15 protein-coding genes are annotated in these 17,141 nt (G+C 70.4%); 4 read left to right on the top strand and 11 right to left on the bottom strand.

The genetic code is table 11. The annotated features are described in order from the left end of the window. Nucleotides 1-288: 288 nt before the first annotated feature. Genes BU52_RS03610 through panD form a run of 3 tightly spaced genes read right to left on the bottom strand, consistent with a single transcriptional unit; the run spans nt 289 to nt 1,763 of the window. Nucleotides 289-933: an aspartate/glutamate racemase family protein gene (locus BU52_RS03610; RefSeq protein ID WP_037927551.1), complete on the bottom strand. Its 645-nt coding sequence runs from the start codon at nt 931-933 to the stop codon at nt 289-291. Nucleotides 934-961: 28 nt separating this feature from the next. Next, a complete protein-coding gene (locus tag BU52_RS03605; RefSeq protein ID WP_037928001.1) occupies nt 962-1,306 on the bottom strand; it encodes a GNAT family N-acetyltransferase in 345 nt (114 codons plus the stop codon). A 34-nt stretch (nt 1,307-1,340) separates the two neighbouring features. Next, nucleotides 1,341-1,763, bottom strand: coding sequence for an aspartate 1-decarboxylase (gene panD / locus BU52_RS03600; RefSeq protein ID WP_037927547.1), 423 nt, complete (start codon nt 1,761-1,763; stop codon nt 1,341-1,343). Nucleotides 1,764-2,269: 506 nt separating this feature from the next. On the opposite strand from panD, the gene BU52_RS03595 reads away from it, so the two are divergent. Then, nucleotides 2,270-2,521 (top strand): hypothetical protein, encoded by a 252-nt coding sequence (locus BU52_RS03595; protein WP_157847809.1) that lies wholly within the window; start codon nt 2,270-2,272, stop codon nt 2,519-2,521. Between the two features lie 304 nt (nt 2,522-2,825). On the opposite strand, the gene BU52_RS03590 is transcribed toward BU52_RS03595, so the two are convergent. From BU52_RS03590 to BU52_RS03575, 4 genes are all read right to left on the bottom strand, one after another. Continuing rightward, nucleotides 2,826-3,341, bottom strand: coding sequence for a hypothetical protein (locus BU52_RS03590; RefSeq protein WP_037927542.1), 516 nt, complete (start codon nt 3,339-3,341; stop codon nt 2,826-2,828). Between the two features lie 58 nt (nt 3,342-3,399). Beyond that, nucleotides 3,400-4,188, bottom strand: a complete 789-nt coding sequence (locus tag BU52_RS03585) for an ArsR/SmtB family transcription factor (protein ID WP_200881148.1) — start codon at nt 4,186-4,188, stop codon at nt 3,400-3,402. Nucleotides 4,189-4,387: 199 nt separating this feature from the next. Further along, nucleotides 4,388-4,786, bottom strand: a complete 399-nt coding sequence (locus tag BU52_RS03580; protein WP_235216248.1) for an N-terminal phage integrase SAM-like domain-containing protein — start codon at nt 4,784-4,786, stop codon at nt 4,388-4,390. Between the two features lie 161 nt (nt 4,787-4,947). After that, nucleotides 4,948-7,518, bottom strand: a complete 2,571-nt coding sequence (locus BU52_RS03575; RefSeq protein WP_051857892.1) for a heavy metal translocating P-type ATPase — start codon at nt 7,516-7,518, stop codon at nt 4,948-4,950. An 820-nt stretch (nt 7,519-8,338) separates the two neighbouring features. Between BU52_RS03575 and BU52_RS03570 the strand changes: the two genes are divergently transcribed. Next, a complete protein-coding gene (locus BU52_RS03570; protein ID WP_200881147.1) occupies nt 8,339-8,605 on the top strand; it encodes an SHOCT domain-containing protein in 267 nt (88 codons plus the stop codon). A 138-nt stretch (nt 8,606-8,743) separates the two neighbouring features. Here the strand turns inward: BU52_RS03570 and BU52_RS03565 are convergent, their stop codons facing one another. The 4 genes from BU52_RS03565 to BU52_RS03555 form a co-directional block, all read right to left on the bottom strand. After that, a complete protein-coding gene (locus tag BU52_RS03565) occupies nt 8,744-9,310 on the bottom strand; it encodes a GNAT family N-acetyltransferase (protein WP_037927534.1) in 567 nt (188 codons plus the stop codon). Nucleotides 9,311-9,391: 81 nt separating this feature from the next. Then, nucleotides 9,392-9,838 carry a DUF6215 domain-containing protein gene (locus BU52_RS36120; RefSeq protein ID WP_362267683.1) on the bottom strand — a complete coding sequence of 149 codons (447 nt, stop codon included), beginning with the start codon at nt 9,836-9,838 and terminating at the stop codon, nt 9,392-9,394. Between the two features lie 6 nt (nt 9,839-9,844). Then, the gene (locus BU52_RS03560; RefSeq protein ID WP_037927531.1) at nt 9,845-11,380 is read right to left on the bottom strand and encodes a glycoside hydrolase family 43 protein; all 1,536 of its coding nucleotides are present in this window, start codon (nt 11,378-11,380) and stop codon (nt 9,845-9,847) included. Nucleotides 11,381-11,523: 143 nt separating this feature from the next. Further along, on the bottom strand, nt 11,524-12,957 hold the full coding sequence (locus BU52_RS03555; RefSeq protein ID WP_037927528.1) for an endo-1,4-beta-xylanase: 1,434 nt from the start codon (nt 12,955-12,957) through the stop codon (nt 11,524-11,526). Nucleotides 12,958-13,393: 436 nt separating this feature from the next. Between BU52_RS03555 and BU52_RS03550 the strand changes: the two genes are divergently transcribed. After that, nucleotides 13,394-14,860 carry a non-reducing end alpha-L-arabinofuranosidase family hydrolase gene (locus BU52_RS03550; RefSeq protein WP_037927526.1) on the top strand — a complete coding sequence of 489 codons (1,467 nt, stop codon included), beginning with the start codon at nt 13,394-13,396 and terminating at the stop codon, nt 14,858-14,860. Nucleotides 14,861-15,690: 830 nt separating this feature from the next. Continuing rightward, entirely contained in the window at nt 15,691-17,100 is a 1,410-nt protein-coding gene (locus BU52_RS03545) for an ABC transporter substrate-binding protein (protein WP_037927523.1), read from the top strand. Nucleotides 17,101-17,141 lie beyond the last annotated feature (41 nt).

Raw genomic sequence — 17,141 nt, 5'->3', positions numbered from 1 at the left:
GGGCTGCGGCGTCGGTTCCGGCCCGGGGCCCGGCGGCGGGGGTACGGGGTCCGGGCCGGGGGGCGGCTCCGGAGACGGCACCGGATCGGGGTAGGGCTCGGGGTGCGAGGGGTCGGGGCCCGGGGCCGGTCCCGGTGTGGGACCGGGCGGGACGGGATCCGGGTACGGATTGGTCATGGCGCGTGTCCTCCGGCCTGTCGGTCGACGTCGGCTCTGGACTACTCCCCCACCTACCCGACGTCCGCGGCTCCAGTCACCCGCCCGCGTGACGCCGCGGGGCCGGCCGGCTCATCCGGAGGGGTCCCGCAGCAGGCCCGCTGCCGCCGCGAGCCCCCATCGAGGGCTCGACAGCACGGGGACCCGGGCCGTGGTGAGCCGCTCCGCCGGAGCCATGGAGGCCTGGGCGAGGACGATCACATCGGCACCGGTGACGGCGTCGGCGGCATCCGCGACCCGCCGCGCGTATCCCGGGGCGTCTCCCGCCTCGAAGCGTTCCCAGGCGCCTGGCACCAGCACGGTCCGCACGCGGACGGACCGCCCGGCGCGACCGGCCTCCTCCTCGATCAGCGCGACCGTCGGCCCGAGCGTGCTCTTCAGCGCGGCGAGGACGACCACACGCGGCCCGGCGGCCACGGCCGCGCCCGCCATCGGCCGGTCGACGCGGACCACCGGAACGCCGGCCCCGGCGGCGGCCGCCTCCGCGACGCCTCCGATGGTCGAGCAGGTGCACAGCACCGCCCGGGCACCGCCGTCGGCGGCGTCCCTCACCCGCGCCCGTACGTCGTCGGCGACGGTGGCGGGTCCGGTGGCACGGGCGCGCTCCAGCAACTCCTCCGCGACGACGTGCCGCAGTTCCAGCCCGGGACGGATCTCGTCGCGCAAGGCCTCGAAGACCGGCACGTGCACCGGAGAGGTGTGCAGGAGTGCGAGCACGAGCGACGCTCCTCGTCGTCAGGGCGCCTCAGAACCGCTCGGGGTGCGCCGCCGGCCACTCCCTCGCCGCCCTGATCAGCTCGGGGTGTGCCGCCGGGGCCTCGTCCGGGTGACGCTCGGCCCACTTGGCGACGTACGGGCACAGCGGGGCGACGGCACGGTCCTCGCGTGCGGCGACGGCGTAGAGCTCGCGGGCGAGGGAGCCCGCGACACCCTTGCCCTCGTGGGCCGTCTCCACGACGGTGTGCACCGGGACGAGCGCGCGCCCGGGCGCGTCCAGGACGAAGTACTCGATCCGCCCGACGACCTCGCCGCCCGCCACGGCCTCGAGCCGGCCCGCCTCCCGGTCGTCACGGATCCCGATGTCACCCACGGCCATGTCACGCTCCTGCCTCGGTCTGCTCCGCTCAGGCCGTGGCGACGGCCTGCGGGCTGCGCTCCTGGTCCAACCCCGGCACCGGCTCGGACGCGTCGGCGCCCAGGGCCACGATGCGGTTGCCGGCGTCCACGTGCACCACCCGGGGCACCAGCGCACGCGCCTCGGCGTCGGTCACCTGGGCGTAACTGATGATGATCACCAGATCACCGGGGTGCACGAGGTGGGCGGCGGCCCCGTTGATCCCGATCACCCCGGATCCACGCTCCCCCTCGATGACGTACGTCTCGAGCCGGGCCCCGTTGGTGATGTCGACGATGTGCACGAGCTCGCCGGGCAGCAGGTCGGCGGCGTCGAGCAGATCGGCGTCGATGGTCACGGAGCCGACGTAGTGCAGGTCGGCCTGGGTGACGGTGGCGCGGTGGATCTTGGACTTGAACATGGTGCGCAGCACGTTGGACTCCTGGAGGACGGCTCCCTGCCTGCTTTTTGCAGGTCAGGGGCGCCCCTCACTGTACATCGGCATGCCTTCGGCTCGAAAACCTTCAGGAAAATCGTGCGTTGCTGTGACCAGGCTTGCCGCCCGCGTCTTTCTGCGCCAGCAGGCTGCCACCAAGCCACCGACCGGGCGCACGCGCGGAGAGCCGTATGGGACTGATGCTGAGTGGATGCTGACTAACCTGACGTCCCATCAGACATGTCGAGGGTCGGCGGCGTTGGGCCTGCTCGGGAGTAGCAGACGGTCAACGTCTTCCTCACTGCTATGGGCGAGCAAGTTCCGAACCGCTCGTGGACCAGCGCGGCAGATCCCTCGCGGTACCCCGTAGAGCTCGTAACACGATCTTGCGGTGCACTTCAGCGCCCAGCAACGCAGCGGCTGTCCACCAAGGGGGAACCAGACGGTCTACGCTCACGCCGGACGCGTCCGGCGGGGCCAGCAGCCCCCTGGATGTGCTGGGCGTGGTTCTGGACCTGTCCCGGGTCGTGTCGCGGGTCTTCAAGCCCCACTCCGTCGATGCGCTCCTCGCCAGGCCCGACGTCAACCTCGACCTCGGCGCCGACCTGGGCGAGGCGGAGCCGGGAGACGCTCCAGAGCCGCATGTGATCGCCCAGCAGATCTCCGGGCGGCTGGAGGACACCTGGCGACGGTTCGCCAGGCTTGCGGAGGAGCTCACGCCACCGCGCGATGCTCGTACGTTCCGGTCCGGCTGAGGGGGATCCGATGCAGCTGCTGCAGCTGAGGCTGCCCGACTACCGCGGCCTGCGGGACTTCACCCTCGACCTGGAGAGCGCCGTCGACAAGGGGCAGACCATTGCCGTACTGATCGGTCCCGACAGAGGCGGGAAGTCCCGGATCCTGCATGCGCTCGCGGAGCTCTTCGGGGCTCTCTACCGCTGCACCTTAGGCCATTCGGGCCGTACGGACTTCGGATACGAGGTGCGCTACCGGCTCCGCGACACGACCGTCGAGATCGTGCAGCCGTCCGCCGAGGCAGATCCGCTGCATGTGCCGTGGTCACCGCGTGGCCTCGGTCATGGCCCGCTCGAGGAGGAGGGCGAGGAGCTGTTTCGTGTGACCGGGCAGTTCTGCCTCCGCCAGTCCGGTGACGATGTCGCGCAGCGGCATGGGCTGATCGACCAGGGGGGTGTCGTTGGACAGGAGCCGGGCGGGCACCAAGGTGTCGAGCTCGGCGTCGCTGAGCGCCGCGCCTCCGGCGAGTGCGCACAGAGCGGCTGCCTGGCCGCTGATGCGGTCCCGGAGCCCGGCGTTGCCGCCGGCATGAGCGATGGTCTGCCGGATGGTCCAGGCGTCGAGGGCGATCCGGTTGTCATACGTCGTGTTGGCCCCCGCTGCGATATCTGCGACGACGGCGATGGTGGCGGCGCCGACGAGAGAGACGTGCGCGAGGATCTGGTCGGCGTTCCACTCGCCGTCCGGTGGGGCGGGGCTGGGGTTGTCGGCGCCGGCCACGGTGGCGGCGGCGTCGAGCAGTGCTCGGTAGGCGTCCTGGAGTGGGCCGGTGTCCAGCATGTGTTGCACCTGTCTGTGCGGGCGTATGCGAAGTGAACCAGGAGCTGAGAGGCGTGGCTCAGGTGTGGGCGCGGGACATCTCCCAGGGCGCCTGCGGCAGGACCTCGCCGGTCTCCAGCATCGACTTGAGGTTGGCCAGCACGGCCGGCCAGCCAACCGAGATGCCGCCCAGCATCTCCTGGTTGGGGAGCCTCTCGTGGGTCACGGTGAGGCGGACGATGTCCTGATGCGGCTCAACGAGGAAGGTGACGACCGACGGATCCCTCGGCGATCGGGCATCGAGGGCGTCATCGAAGGTGATGACCAGCCGGGTCGGGGGCTCGGCCTCCAAGACGCGGCCCACCACGTCGACCTTGCCCGAGCCGTCGGCTCGCCGGTGCTCCCAGGCCGATCCAGGCTGCCAGTCGGAGACGTTCGCGTGACCCCAGTAGCGCGCCGTCAGGTCGGCGTCGGTCAGGGCTTGCCACACCTGCTTCGCACTGGCGCGGATGTAGGTGACGTATACGTAGTCCGGCACCGGTGCGGGTGCATCGGTCATGGCGTACTCCTCTGCCTGGTGCTTGATGGCGCTGATCGCTTGCAGGCGGGGCTTGTCGAAGCCGGAGATCCAGCGCTCCTCGATCTCGTGGATCGGGGCCGGGTTCAGGTAGTGCAGCCGCTCCCGGCCGCGCCGTACGACGGTGACGAGGTTGGCCCGCACGAGGACGTCCAGGTGCTGCGTCGCCGACTGGCGCGCCATGTCAAGGCGCTCGCACAGTTCGCGCAGCGTCTGTCCGTTGTGCTCGCGCAGCCGGTCGAGCAGGAGTCGCCGAGTGGGATCGGCCAGCGCCTTGAACACCGAGTCGATCGCTGTTGCTTCGAGGCTCACACTCGACATTATGCAGGCATTCACCTGCCTATCGTCAAGGGCGCGATGGCCGGCCCTGCGAACCGGGTGCAGCGACGTGCGCCCACCTCTGGGGTCGATCGGCGTCACACCGCGTGTGACTTCGATCGATTGGTGGCCCGGTACTCTCGGGCGCCGCCGAGGTCGGCGGGTTCGAGGATCAGTAGTTCACCTGGCTCCCGCGGCCCACCCCCTCGGCCTCCAACTCGTCCAGGAAACGCTCGACCACGATCGGCGTGACAGAGTTCAGCTTCCTTGATCCGAGACGGGGGACGATGTGCACGTTGATGGAGCTGTCGACGTGCCAGCCCGTGGAGTACTCCGTCATCCTCCGCTGCCGCGGCCGCCACTGCTTCGCGTACTCCGCGACCGTCTGCTGACCGACTTCCCGGCGAGCCTCGGCAACGGACAGCGCCGTCCTCTTTTTCTCCGCGGAAATTTGCGTGAGACGCTCGATCGCATCGTCCTGCGTGTCGTAGCCGGCTTCTTCACGTTGCTTGCCGAGAGCGTCCCGGAACCGAATCGTGTACGGGTGCGGGCAACGGGTCGGCCTGGACAACCGCACTCCTTGAAATTCAGCGGCCAGAGTACGCCGCACTCGCACGGCTGGGTCACGACGCCACCCCGGCCGTCTCCTCTGACTGCTGTTCGTCTCAGGGCTCTCGTGCGCCGTTCGGTACGACGGGCAGGTCGTCCACGCCCTGCCCGTGGCCCGGGAGGTCACGCTGCACGGCGCCCGATGTCGGAGCCGGCGCTCTCCCCGGTGGCGGGAACAGCCGGCGCGCCGGGGGGCCGGCCGACGACGGGCGACTGCGCCGCGGTGGGGAGGTGGAGGCGTTTGAGCGCGAGGGCGTTGACGGCGACGATGATGCTGGACCCGGACATGGACAGCGCGGCGATCTCCGGCCGCAGCACCAGGCCGAGGGCGGGTTCGAAGACACCCGCGGCGATGGGCAGCGCGATGGCGTTGTAGCCGATGGCCCAGCCGAGGTTCTGCCGCATCTTGCGCAGGGTGCCGCGGCCGATGCGCAGCGCGGTCGGCACGTCGAGGGGGTCGGAGCGCATCAGGACGAGGTCCGCGGTCTCGATGGCCACGTCGGTGCCGGCGCCGATGGCGATGCCCAGGTCGGCCTGGGCGAGGGCGGGTGCGTCGTTGACGCCGTCGCCGACCATGGCGACCTTGCGGCCGCCGCGTTGCAGTTCGGCCACCTCGGCCGCCTTGTCCCCCGGCAGGACCTCGGCGATGACGGTGTCGATGCCCAGACGGTCCGCGATCCGCTCGGCGGTGGCCCGGTTGTCGCCGGTGAGCATGACCACTTCGACGCCGAGCGCGTGCAGTTCGGACACGGCGCCGGCCGAGGTCTCCCGGGCCGCGTCGGCGATGCCGATCAGGCCCGCCGCCCGTCCGTCGACGGCGGCGACGACGACGGTACGGCCGGTGGCGGCCAGCGCCTCGCGTCGGACGGCCAGTTGGCCGAGGTCGACTCCTTCGCGCACCGCCAGTCCGCGGTTGCCGACCGCGACCCGGTGGCCGTCGACGACCGCGGTCGCACCGTGGCCGGGGACGTTCTCGAAGTGCCGCGCGCTCACCGCCGTCACGGCCCGGCTCTCGGCGTACCGTACGACGGCTTCGGCCAGAGGGTGCTCGGACTCACGCTCCACCGCCGCGACCAGCCGCAGCAGGTGGTCCTCGTCCGTTCCCGGGGTGGTGATCAGGTCGGTCACTTCCGGTTCGCCCTTGGTCAGGGTGCCGGTCTTGTCCATGACCACGGTCTGGATCCCGGCCGATGCCTCCAGGGCGACGGCGTTCTTGAACAGCACCCCGCGCCGGGCTCCCAGTCCTGTGCCGACCATGATGGCCGTAGGGGTGGCCAGACCCAGGGCGTCCGGGCAGGTGATGACGACGACGGTGATGGCAAACAGCATCGCGGTGCCCAGCGAGCGGTCGGTGGCCAGCAACCAGACGGCCAGCGTCGCGGCGCCGCCGATCAGGGCGACGAAGACCAGCCAGAACGCGGCCCGGTCGGCGAGCCGTTGGCCAGGGGCTTTGGAGTTCTGGGCTTCCTGGACGAGTTTGACGATCTGTGCCAGGGCGGTGTCGGAGCCGACTTTGGTGGCGCGCACGCGGAGCGTTCCGTTGGCGTTGATGGTCGCACCGACGACCTGCGAGCCGGGGGCTTTGTGCACGGGCAGGCTCTCCCCGGTGACCATCGACTCGTCGACCTCGCTCTCCCCCTCCTCGACGGTTCCGTCGACGGCGATCTTGGCTCCGGGCCGGACCAGCAGCAGATCACCGGCCACGACCTCGGCGGTGGGCACCTCCACCGGCTCACCGCCCCGCACGACGAGTGCCTTGGGCGGGGCCAGGTCGAGCAGGGTGCGGATGGCGTCGTTGGCGCCGCCCCGGGCCCGCATCTCGAACCAGTGGCCGAGCAGCACGAACGAGGCCAGCACGGTGGCCGCCTCGTAGAAGACGTCGCCGCCCCCGGTGAGCGTGATGATCAGCGAGTACAGCCAGCCGGAGCCGACGGCTACCGCGACCAGCACCATCATGTCCAGGGTGCGGGCACGCAAGGCTCGAACCGCGCCGACGAAGAAGATCGAGCACGAGTAGAAGATCACCGGCAGGCTCAGCAACAGCGCCCAGACGTCCTGACGCAGCCCGAAGGGCACAGGAGCGACCAGGCCGAAGACGTCCTCGCCGATCGGCGACCAGATGACGATGGGGATCGAGAACAGCAGCGCTACGAGGAAGCGGTTGCGCATGTCGGCCACCATCGACGCCATCGACATGGCCCCGTGGCCGCCGTGCCCCATCAGCTCGTGCGGTGTCGGCATCTCCTCGGCAGCGGCGGGAGCCTCGGCCGCCGCATGCCCGACGTGGTCGGCGTGCTCCGCGGGGGCGCTTGGAGCCGCCACCCGCGCGGCCTGGCCCCTAGAAGTCGCATGACGTTCTTCAGTGGCCTCCACAGCAGGGTCCGGTTCGGCCAGCGGATCACAGACATGGGACGGCACGGACTGGCCCGCGCAGTGATAGCCGCATTCGGTCACCCAGCGGCGCAACTCGGCCAGTGACGTACGCCTCGGGTCAAAGGCCACCGTCGCCGATTGCGCGACCGGGTTGACCTCGACCTGAAGTACGCCGGGCCGTCGCCCGAGCGCAGCGGTGACGGTGTTCTGCTGAGACACCCAGGCCAGACCTCGCACATCCAGAACCGCCGTAGCCCGCTCCTTACCAGGATCCTCGCGCCCGGACGTTTCGTGATCGTGGGGATCCGCGTGATGCTGCACGGCCACTCCTCCTTCGGTGTCCGCAGCGCTGCCCGGTGGCAAGGCCGAGAGCAAGTCACTCTTCGCGCCAGCCGAGTTTGATCAGCAGGTTCTTGGCCTCCTCGGCGACCTCGGCGTCGGCAACCACGTCGTGACGGGCGGCCACGATCCGGCCGCGGGGAGAGAAATCGCGGTGGCCCCCGCTGGCAGCGTGACCGCGAACCCGAAGAGCGCGCCGACGACCGGACGATCGACCTCTGAGGTAGGCGGGTGCTGGGTCGTCGAAGGACTCCCCTCCTCATCAAGCAGCCTGCGCCCGTACCACCTCTCGTGCAACGCAGGCTGCCGTGAGTGAGCGCATGAGGGGCGGAAGAACAGGTCGGCGACCTCGGGGTTCCGGGGAACGCGATGCCTCACCGGTGCCGGCCTCGGCGCGCGCCCCCAGCAGCCTGCCCAGCGGGATCAGGGTGGGCAGGCTGTTGCGCCGAAGAACTCGTGCTGCCGCGGTCTCGCCGCCCGGCGAACTGCTCGCCGACCCGGCTGCAGTCGTGGTGGAAGGAAGCCCGGCGCTGACCCGCAGGTCGGGAAGACGACCCGGGAGGTGCACTCCCCGCTTTCCTGCCGGTCGAAGACCAGCTCCACCGGCCTCTCTGCGTTTCACTCCCTCAGCCTCGCTCGCGGCTACCCCTACCGGGTAGGGGCCGGCCGATCCCGCCGTTCGGGACCGGTGGGCCCTGTGCCCTCAGGCCGGAACGGGAGGACCCTGGAAGTAACACAAGAACGAGGCCGGACAGCGCGGGCCCTGCGCCCGCCGCCCGGGTGACCTGGGGACGTGATGGCGATGATGTTCTGGTACGACCACGACGTCAGCGGGTGGGGCTGGTTCGCGATGTCGGCCGGCATGATCCTGTTCTGGGCGTTGATCATCACTGCCGCCGTCCTGCTCTTCCGGGCCCTGGGCCGCCCCCACGAGCACACGCACAGCCCGGCCGGCCCCTCGCCCGAGCAACTGCTCGCCGAGCGGTTCGCCCGCGGCGAGATCAACGAGGAGGAGTACCAGCGCCGCCTGGCCACCCTGCGCTCCTCAGGCCCTTTCACCACACACTGACCCGCCCTCCCGCGGAGAAGGCCCCGCCATGAGGAACAACCGAACTACGCGGCCCGGGGTGCCGGTGCAGCGCACCCTTCCGGGGGCGGTCGCGCCGGGCGACGGGGGCCTTCCGTCCGTGTGCCGCCTGCTGTCGGCTCAGGGGCAGGGCATGCTCATGTAGAGCGCTTGCTCGCCCTCGGAGGGTGTTCCCTGGTACAGGGCGGTGTCCAGCCCGCAGAAGGTGAAGCCCATGCGCCGGTACGCGTGGATCGCGGGCGCGTTGACGTTGGTGACCTCGAGCCAGAGGTGGCCGGCGCCCCGCTCACGGGCGAACTCGGCCGCGAGCCGCATCAGCGTCCGGCCGACCCCCCGTCCCCGGTGCTCCGGCGCGATCTCGATGTCCTCGACCGTCAGCCGGCGGTTCCACCCGGAGTACGAGACGGCGAGGAACCCCACCAGGTCGCCGGAGGACCCGTGGGCGACGAAGGTACGGGAGTCCGCGTCGTCTTCCTCGACCGCGTCGTCGCCGTCGTGCTCGTCCTCGGGGAAGACCTTGGTCAGGGGCGGGTCCACGGCGATCTCCCGCAGGGCGAACCCGTCGTCGGCGACGGTCACCCGGAAGACCGTGCCGGTGGTGAAGGAGCCGTCCAGGGCGTCGATGGCCTCTGCGTCCCCGGGGGCTGCGGTGCGGTACCGGTAGGCGGTGTTCTCAACAGTGGTCACGGCACCGACGCTAGGGCCGCTCGGACCACGGCGGGACGGCTTTCGGCCGCCCGCGCAGGCGCCCTCGGCCCCGGCCCGGGCTCACACGTGCACCTTTCGTCCCGCCACGGCCGCGGCGGCAGTCACCGGGCCGGCGCGCCGGACGCTCCCGCGCCCGATACCGGCCACATGCCGACCTGAACGGGAACACGTCGCCGGCCTGCTGCATCGTCCGGATCCCGCCCAGCCCTGCCGAAGGACCGGACGGGCTGGAGAGCCGTCGGACCACCCCTGGCGTGATCCGGGAACAGGACGGCGGGCCGGCCGAGGACCGAGAGCGTCCTGACGTCCGTCTCCTCCCCGCTCGCTGTGCGGGAACGAGACGTTCACGGTGCGAGTGCCGAGCCGGACCTCGGCCTCCGGCCGGGCAGCCTTCCCCTCGGTCTGGGCAGCGGTGTTGCCGGGGCCGGATGCCGTCGCCGGGGTCACCGCGGGTGTGCCCGGGAGCCGGGCCGGGTCGGACCGGCTGAGCGCCTTCCGCGCGCGCACCGAGCGTCACACGGACGACGCCCGGGCCGGGGTGTACTCGAACCAGTCGAAAGCGACCGCGCCCTCGGTGGCGTACATGCCGATCACGCGGCCGGTGAAGCCGCAGGCGACCTCGGTGGACAGGTAGCGCCCGTCCAGTTCGGCGAGCGGCCGGGCCTGAGGAGCGACGGGATCACCGAGCCAGAAGGCGATGGTGTCGGGGCCCGTGGTCCCGCCGTCGGTGAGTGCGGGCGACGCGGGCACGAGCCCCGACGTCCGGATCGTCACGGTGAGGGTCAGCGGCCCGGCCGGAACCGGCCGACGGGCCACGGTCTGGCGCAGCGGTCCGATCCGGGCGACGACACCGACCTCCCCGTCCCCGGCCTCCACCTCGTAATGGTGGGCCTCGTCCAGGCGCACACAGAGACCGCCGCGTCCCGTACCCGGGTCGATCACGGCGGTGACGCGGCAGTCGTGATGCTGCTGGCGGCGGCCGACGAAGGTGTACCCGGGGCTGTCCAGGGTGGGGCCGGTGGCGTTGAGGACCAGCCGGCCGGGGTGCTCGGTGAGCGACCAGGAACCCTCCGGGCGGGCGAACGGCGAGATCCAGTGCGGCGCGAGAGCGGAGCCTTCGAAGTCGTCGCGGGCGGGCGGGGCCGGGAGGAGATGCCGGGCACCGCCCGGGGCCGCGTGACTCTCGGGAACCGGCGCGACGACGGGCCAGCCGTCCTCGCCCCACTCCACGGGGGTGAGGAACGTCTCGCGGCCGAGCACGTGCACGTCGGGCGTGAAGCCGCGGGGGCGGACACCGAGCAGCACCATCCACCAGCTGCCGTCGGGAGCCTGCACCAGGTCGGCGTGACCGGTGTTCTGGATGGAGCGGGCGGTACCGCTGTGGGACAGCAGGGGGTTGGCGGGTGCGCCCGCCCAGGGGCCGCGCGGCGAGCGGCTGCGGGCGATGGACACGCTGTGGCCGCGTTCCGTACCGCCTTCCGCGATCAGCAGGTACCACCAGTCGCCGATGCGGTAGAGGTGCGGCGCCTCGGGGTACTTGAGACCGCTGCCCGACCAGGTACCGAAAGGACCCTCCAGCACCTCGCCCTCGGCCGGGTCGATGCGGGCCATGTTGATGCCCCCTTCGGGACCGGAGAAGGCGCACCAGCAGGTGCCGTCCTCCTCCCACGCCAGGTCGGGGTCGATCCCGGAGAGGTCGATCCACACCGGGTCGCTCCACGGCCCCTCGGGCAGCTCCGCCGAGACGACGAAGGTGCCGCCACCGTCGACATTGGTGGTGATGACCCAGTAGCGGCCGTCGTGGTGGCGGATGGTGGGGGCGTAGAGGCCTCCGGACGCCTTCGCGCCAGGGAGGGGCAGCGGCAGTTGTCCGGGCCGGTCGAGCACGTTGCCGATCTGCTCCCAGTGCACGAGGTCCTTGCTGTGGAAGAGCGGCAGCCCGGGAAAGTACTCGAAGCTGGAGCACACCAGGTAGTAGTCGTCACCGACCCGGCACACGCTCGGATCGGGGTGGAACCCGCTGATCACCGGGTTGTCGTAGCGATGCACGGAGACGTCTTCCTCTCGAGTCGCCGGGCGCCGTGACGCCGTGACGCCGTGACGCCGACCACGGGGCCATGCCGATCACGAGGACCGCCACCACCTGGGCGGCGACCCTCGCGAGCGTCGGCGATCTCTTGTGACAGGGCTTGTCAGGCGCGGGTCCAGCGCTGGTTGCTGCCGTTGGAGCAGGTGTAGAGCTGGATCAGGGTGCCGTTGGCGGTGCCGCCCCCGACGGCGTCGAGGCAGAGGCCGGACTGGACGCCGACGATGGATCCGTCGGAGTTCAGGCGCCACTTCTGGTTGTCGCCGCCCCAGCAGCTGTAGATCTGGACCTTGGCGCCGTTGCCGGTGCCGGCGGCGTCCAGGCACTTGTTGCCGTAGACCCTGAGCTCACCGGCGTCGGTGTACGTCCACTGCTGGTTGGTGCCACTGTGGCAGTCCCACAGCTGGACCTGGGTGCCGTCGGTGGTGCTGGCGCTGGGCACGTCCAGGCAGCGGCCCGAACCGGCGCCCTTGATCTGTCCGCCGTCCGCGGGCGGCGGTGTGGTGGAGCCGCCGTTGAGTGCGTTCAGGACGGCGGTGTAGGCCGGCTTCTTGCTGCCGTCGTTGTTGAACAGCAGCGGTGTGTCCCCCGATCGCCAGGAGTCGCTGTCGCGCACACCCCAGACGGTGACGCCGAGGCAGCGGGAGACGGCCAGGCAGTCGTTGACCACGTTGGCGTAGGTCGAGGACGGGGCGCCCTGGATGTCGAGCTCGGTGACGGCCACGTCGACGCCGAGGGCGGCGAAGTTCTGCAGAGTGGTGCGGAAGTTGCTGTTGTAGGGGCTGCCGCTGTTGAAGTGCGACTGGAAGCCGACGCAGTCGATCGGCACACCGCGCTGCTTGAAGTCCCGCACCATGCGGTACATGGCCTGGGTCTTGGCCCAGGTCCAGTCCTCGACGTTGTAGTCGTTGTAGCAGAGCTTGGCGGACGGGTCGGCGGCGCGCGCGGTGCGGAAGGCCACCTCGATCCAGTCGCTGCCGGTGCGTTCCAGGTTGGAGTCGCGCCGGGCTCCCGAACTGCCGTCGGCGAAGGCCTCGTTCACGACGTCCCACTGCGCGATCTTGCCCTTGTAGTGAGCCATCACGCCGTTGATGTGGTCGATCATCGCCTGGCGCAGCGCGCTGCCGCTGAGGCTCTGCATCCAGCCGGGCTGCTGGGAGTGCCAGGCCAGGGTGTGGCCGCGCACTTCCTTGCCGTTCTGCACCGCCCAGTTGTAGACGCGGTCGGCGGCGGTGAAGTTGAACTGGCCCCGCTGCGGTTCGGTGGCGTCGATCTTCATCTCGTTCTCGGCCGTCACCGAGTTGAACTCACGGGCCGCGATCGTCGCGTACGTCGAGTCGCTCAGTCTGTTCGCGGCGATGGCGACGCCGAAGTAGCGGCCGCTCTGCGCCGCCGCGGCGCCGAGCGTGCTCTCGGCGGCCTGAGCCGGCTGCGGCGCGGCCAGCGCGCCGGCCATTCCGAGGGCGCCGACGAGCAGCGTCGGCAGCAGAACGCGGATCTTCCGCCGGACGGCGGCTCTGGGAAGGGCACGAAAGCCCATGGATGTGCCTCCAAGGTAGGTGCGGCACCGTCTGCACAGGACGAGCGGTGTTCGGCATTTCGCACTGCGGTCGGATTGCCAAACAGGATGGTGCGGGGTTGACAGAGGCTCGTCAAGCCTCTCGACGAAAGAAGTTTCCGCATCTCTTTCGAAACTTTCGGCACCTCGTAGAAGCGCTCGGATTCTCGAATCGATCAGCCGTACCACGCACCACCTGCGTATTTCCGGTCGGCCTCAGGGCCCATGACATTCGGAAACGGGGCTTGTTTGCGGTCAGATCAGCGACAGACCTTGACCGGAGGGCTCCGTCTTCCTAGCTTGTGGCGATACGGAGCCGGAATGACCTCGAAACATTCGATCCCGTTCCCGCCCGGCGTGACTGCCGCTCCGCCGTTCACCGGCGTCACCTCGCCCCCCACCTCAAGGAGGCTTTCCGATGTGGCTTCGCCACGCGTTCCCGGTCCGTCCACGACGCTTACTCGGCGTCCTCGCGCCCCTGCTGCTCGTGGCGGCCTTCCTCGGTGCCCAGCCCGCCGAGGCCGCGACCGTGGACCCCAACGCCTCGTACGTGCTGGTCAACCGCAACAGCGGCAAAGCCCTGGACGTCTACAACAGGGCGACCGACGACGGCGCCCGCATCACCCAGTGGACCAGGAACGACCAGAGCCAGCAGCAGTGGCAGTTCGTCGCTTCCGGCGACGGCTACTACCGCGTCAAGTCCCGCCACTCGGGCAAGGTGCTGGACGTCCACAACTGGTCCACCGCGAACGGCGGCTCGATCGTGCAGTGGGCCGACCTGAACGGCACCAACCAGCAGTGGCGGCTGGACGACAGCTCGGACGGCTACGTGCGGCTCATCTCGCGCCACAGCAACAAGGCCCTCGAAGTACAGGGCGCCTCCACCGCCGACGGCGCGAACGTCGTCCAGTACGACGACTGGGGCGGCACCAATCAGCAGTGGCAGCTCGTCAAGGTCGGCTCCGACACCCCCGGAACGTGCGATCTTCCGTCGAGCTACCGCTGGACGTCGACGGGCGCGCTGGCACAGCCCAAGCAGGGGTGGGTCTCGCTCAAGGACTTCACCGTCGCCCCCTACAACGGCAGGCAACTCGTCTACGCGACCACGCACGACACGGGGACGAGGTGGGGTTCGATGAACTTCGGCCTGTTCACCAACTGGTCGGAGATGGCCTCGGCCGGCCAGAACACGATGTCCAACTCGACGGTCGCACCCACGCTCTTCTACTTCGCGCCGAAGAACATCTGGGTGCTCGCCTACCAGTGGGGCGGGACCGCCTTCTCCTACCGGACCTCGACCGACCCCACCAACCCGAACGGCTGGTCCTCCGAGCAGGTGCTCTTCTCGGGAAGCATCTCGGGCTCCGGAACGGGACCGATCGACCAGACGCTCATCGGTGACGGCACGAACATGTACCTGTTCTTCGCCGGCGACAACGGCAAGATCTACCGGGCCGGCATGCCGATCGGGAACTTCCCGGGCAGTTTCGGCTCGACCTCGACAGTGATCATGAGCGACACGACGAACAACCTGTTCGAAGCCCCGCAGGTCTACAAGCTGCAGGGTCAGAACCGCTACCTCATGATCGTCGAGGCGATCGGCTCGCAGGGCCGGTACTTCCGCTCGTTCACGGCCACCAGTCTGAACGGCTCCTGGACGCCCCAGGCCGCGACCGAGGGCAACCCCTTCGCCGGCAAGGCCAACAGTGGCGCCACCTGGACCAACGACATCAGCCACGGCGAACTGATCCGCACCGGCGCCGATCAGACCATGACCGTCGATCCCTGCAATCTTCAGTTGCTCTACCAGGGACGCAGTCCCGACTCCGGCGGTGACTACGGTCTCCTGCCCTACCGTCCGGGTCTGCTGACCCTGCGGCGCTGACGGCGCGACGGAACCCTGCTCCGAGGGGGAGCCGGTGTGGCGGGCCCGGCGGAACGCCGGGCCCGCCACACCGTCGTCCGAACGGCCCGGTCAACCCCACCCGCCTTCGCGGTGAGGGACGTTCAGTGATCGTCCTCCGGTGCGCCGGCCGTGCTGCCGGGCGGAACAAGGCAGCGGCGCACCAGGACGAGCGTGCGCTCCGTGACCGTGTCGAGCGGAGCACCGCCGTCGACGGCGGCACGGCGTGTGCAGCGTCCCGGCGATCAGGTCGGCCGTGAGCGCGGGCTCGGGAGCGCCGAGTCGCCGGACGGCCGCACGGAGCGGCTCGACTCGTGCGACGCCGTGAACGCCGGCAGCCGGCGCCACAGGAGGCGCGGAACTTGGCGTCCAGGGAGGAGACATCGCTCGCAGGCCGCCGGTCATGGTGACGGTGACCTGCTCGCTCCAGGTCGCGGCGGTCGCCGAGAGGTCGGCGCTGGTGGAGACCGCCAGGGTGCCGCTCCGATTTCCAGACCGTTGCGGGTGGCAGCGGCCGGGGCGGCGGCGACACCGGTGCGGGTCTTCGCCTTCGCGGGGGCGGGGTGACCGTCCCACAGGACTCGACGGGCCCCGCGCGGCGCTCCCTGGACCCGGCGCGGTGGGGGGCACTCCTCACCGCAGCCGGCCGCGAACCTGCTGGTCCGGGTGGTCGCAGCACTGGACGCCGCGGACTTGGCGGTGGACGCGGAACGTCACCCGTTCGACGTAGTTCTGAAGGTGCTCCCCCGTCGTGAGGCCCAGTGTGGAGGCAGCCCCGACTCCATCGTCCGGGGGAACACGGAGGGAAGGGCATGGGGTACGACCAGGCAGGTGTGTCTCGGCGCGGGCTGCTGAAGACGGCGGGTGTCACGGGCCTCGGTGCGATAGCGGCCGGGTCCGCCACCGGAGGGGGCGGGAACCCGCCCACCTCGGTGCCACCGGTGCCCGCCACCGTCCACCTCACACCGACGCGGAAGCTCGGCGGCACGTTGTCGATTCTCCAGTTGAACCACTACGTGGCCCGCTACGACACGTGGTTCGACGCCTATGCGCAGGAGTGGGGAAGACGGGTGGGCGTGGACGTCCGCGTCGACCACGTCCCCCCGGAGCGTCTGGTCGCGCGCACGCTGGCGGAGATCTCGGCGGGCTCGGGCCACGACCTCATCGAATGGATCAGCCCTCCCTCCCAGCTGGAGCCGGACGTCGTCGACCTCTCCGACCTGCACGACGAGGCGGTCAGGCGGTTCGGTCTGGAGCAGCCGTTCTGCAAGAAGGCGGCTTACAACCCGTCCACGGACAGGTACTACGGCTACAGCCACGCCTGGACGCCCGATCCGGGCAACTACCGCAAGAGCCTGTGGCGCCAGGTGGGGATGGGCGACGGGCCGTCGACCTGGGAAGAACTGCTCGAGGGTGGCAAGGCGGTCAGGCAGAGGTCCGGGACCCCCCTCGGCCTCGGCATGTCGGACGAGCTCGACTCCAACATGGCGGCCCTCGCACTCCTCTGGTCGTACGGCGCGTCCGTGCAGAACGAGATCGAGCAGGTGGTGCTCGACTCTCCGGAGACGGTCGCCGCCGTCACGTACATGACCCGGCTCTACAAGGAGACGATGACCCCGGAGGTGTTCTCCTGGAACTCGGCCTCCAACAACACGGGGCTCGTCACCGGGCGTCTGTCCTACATCCTCAACGCGGTCTCCGCGTACCGCACCGCGCAGTCCGACGCTCCCGGGACCGCGGACGACATCTCCTTCACCCCCGCGCTCAGGGGCCCGACGGGTCTCGGGATCGCCGGCCAGCACGCCGTGTTCGTCTACGTCGTCCCCCGGTTCTCGGGCAACGTCGACGCCGCCGAGGAGTTCCTCCTCAACCTGTCGGCCAACGACGCGGTCGGTACCTACCAGTCGGAGCTGTACAACCTCCCCGCCTTCCCCACCCGCGTGCCGCAACTCGACCCCTGGCTGGCCACCGACCCGTTCGGGTCACGCCCGTCCGACAAGCTCGAACTGCTGCAGGGTTCGGGAACATGGACCGCGGACATCGGCTATCCGGGGCCGCCCAACCCGGCCGTCGGCGAGGTGGTCACCCGTTTCGTCCTGCCGCACATGATGGCCCGCGCCGCCCAGGGCAGGCAGTCGCCCGAGGAGTCGGTGGCCCAGGCGGAGGCGGAGGTGCGGGCGATCTTCGACAAGTGGCGGGCCCGCGGCCTGGTCGGCCGCTAGGGCGGGACACCCAGACCAGAGCCCGGTCACCCGACCTCGCC

This window comes from Streptomyces toyocaensis (assembly GCF_000725125.1).
GTDB lineage: Bacteria > Actinomycetota > Actinomycetes > Streptomycetales > Streptomycetaceae > Streptomyces > Streptomyces toyocaensis.
The sequence above is the reverse complement of the archived record's forward strand: the minus strand, read 5'-3'. Positions and strand labels throughout refer to the sequence as shown.

What these genes read in the sequence shown, in the direction of transcription:
- BU52_RS03590 (WP_037927542.1), bottom strand. Translation starts at nt 3,341, where the DNA reads ATGCTGGACACCGGCCCACTCCAGGACGCCTACCGAGCACTGCTCGAC.
- BU52_RS03570 (WP_200881147.1), top strand. Translation starts at nt 8,339, where the DNA reads ATGATGTTCTGGTACGACCACGACGTCAGCGGGTGGGGCTGGTTCGCG.
- BU52_RS03555 (WP_037927528.1), bottom strand. Translation starts at nt 12,957, where the DNA reads ATGGGCTTTCGTGCCCTTCCCAGAGCCGCCGTCCGGCGGAAGATCCGC.
- BU52_RS03550 (WP_037927526.1), top strand. Translation starts at nt 13,394, where the DNA reads ATGTGGCTTCGCCACGCGTTCCCGGTCCGTCCACGACGCTTACTCGGC.
- BU52_RS03545 (WP_037927523.1), top strand. Translation starts at nt 15,691, where the DNA reads ATGGGGTACGACCAGGCAGGTGTGTCTCGGCGCGGGCTGCTGAAGACG.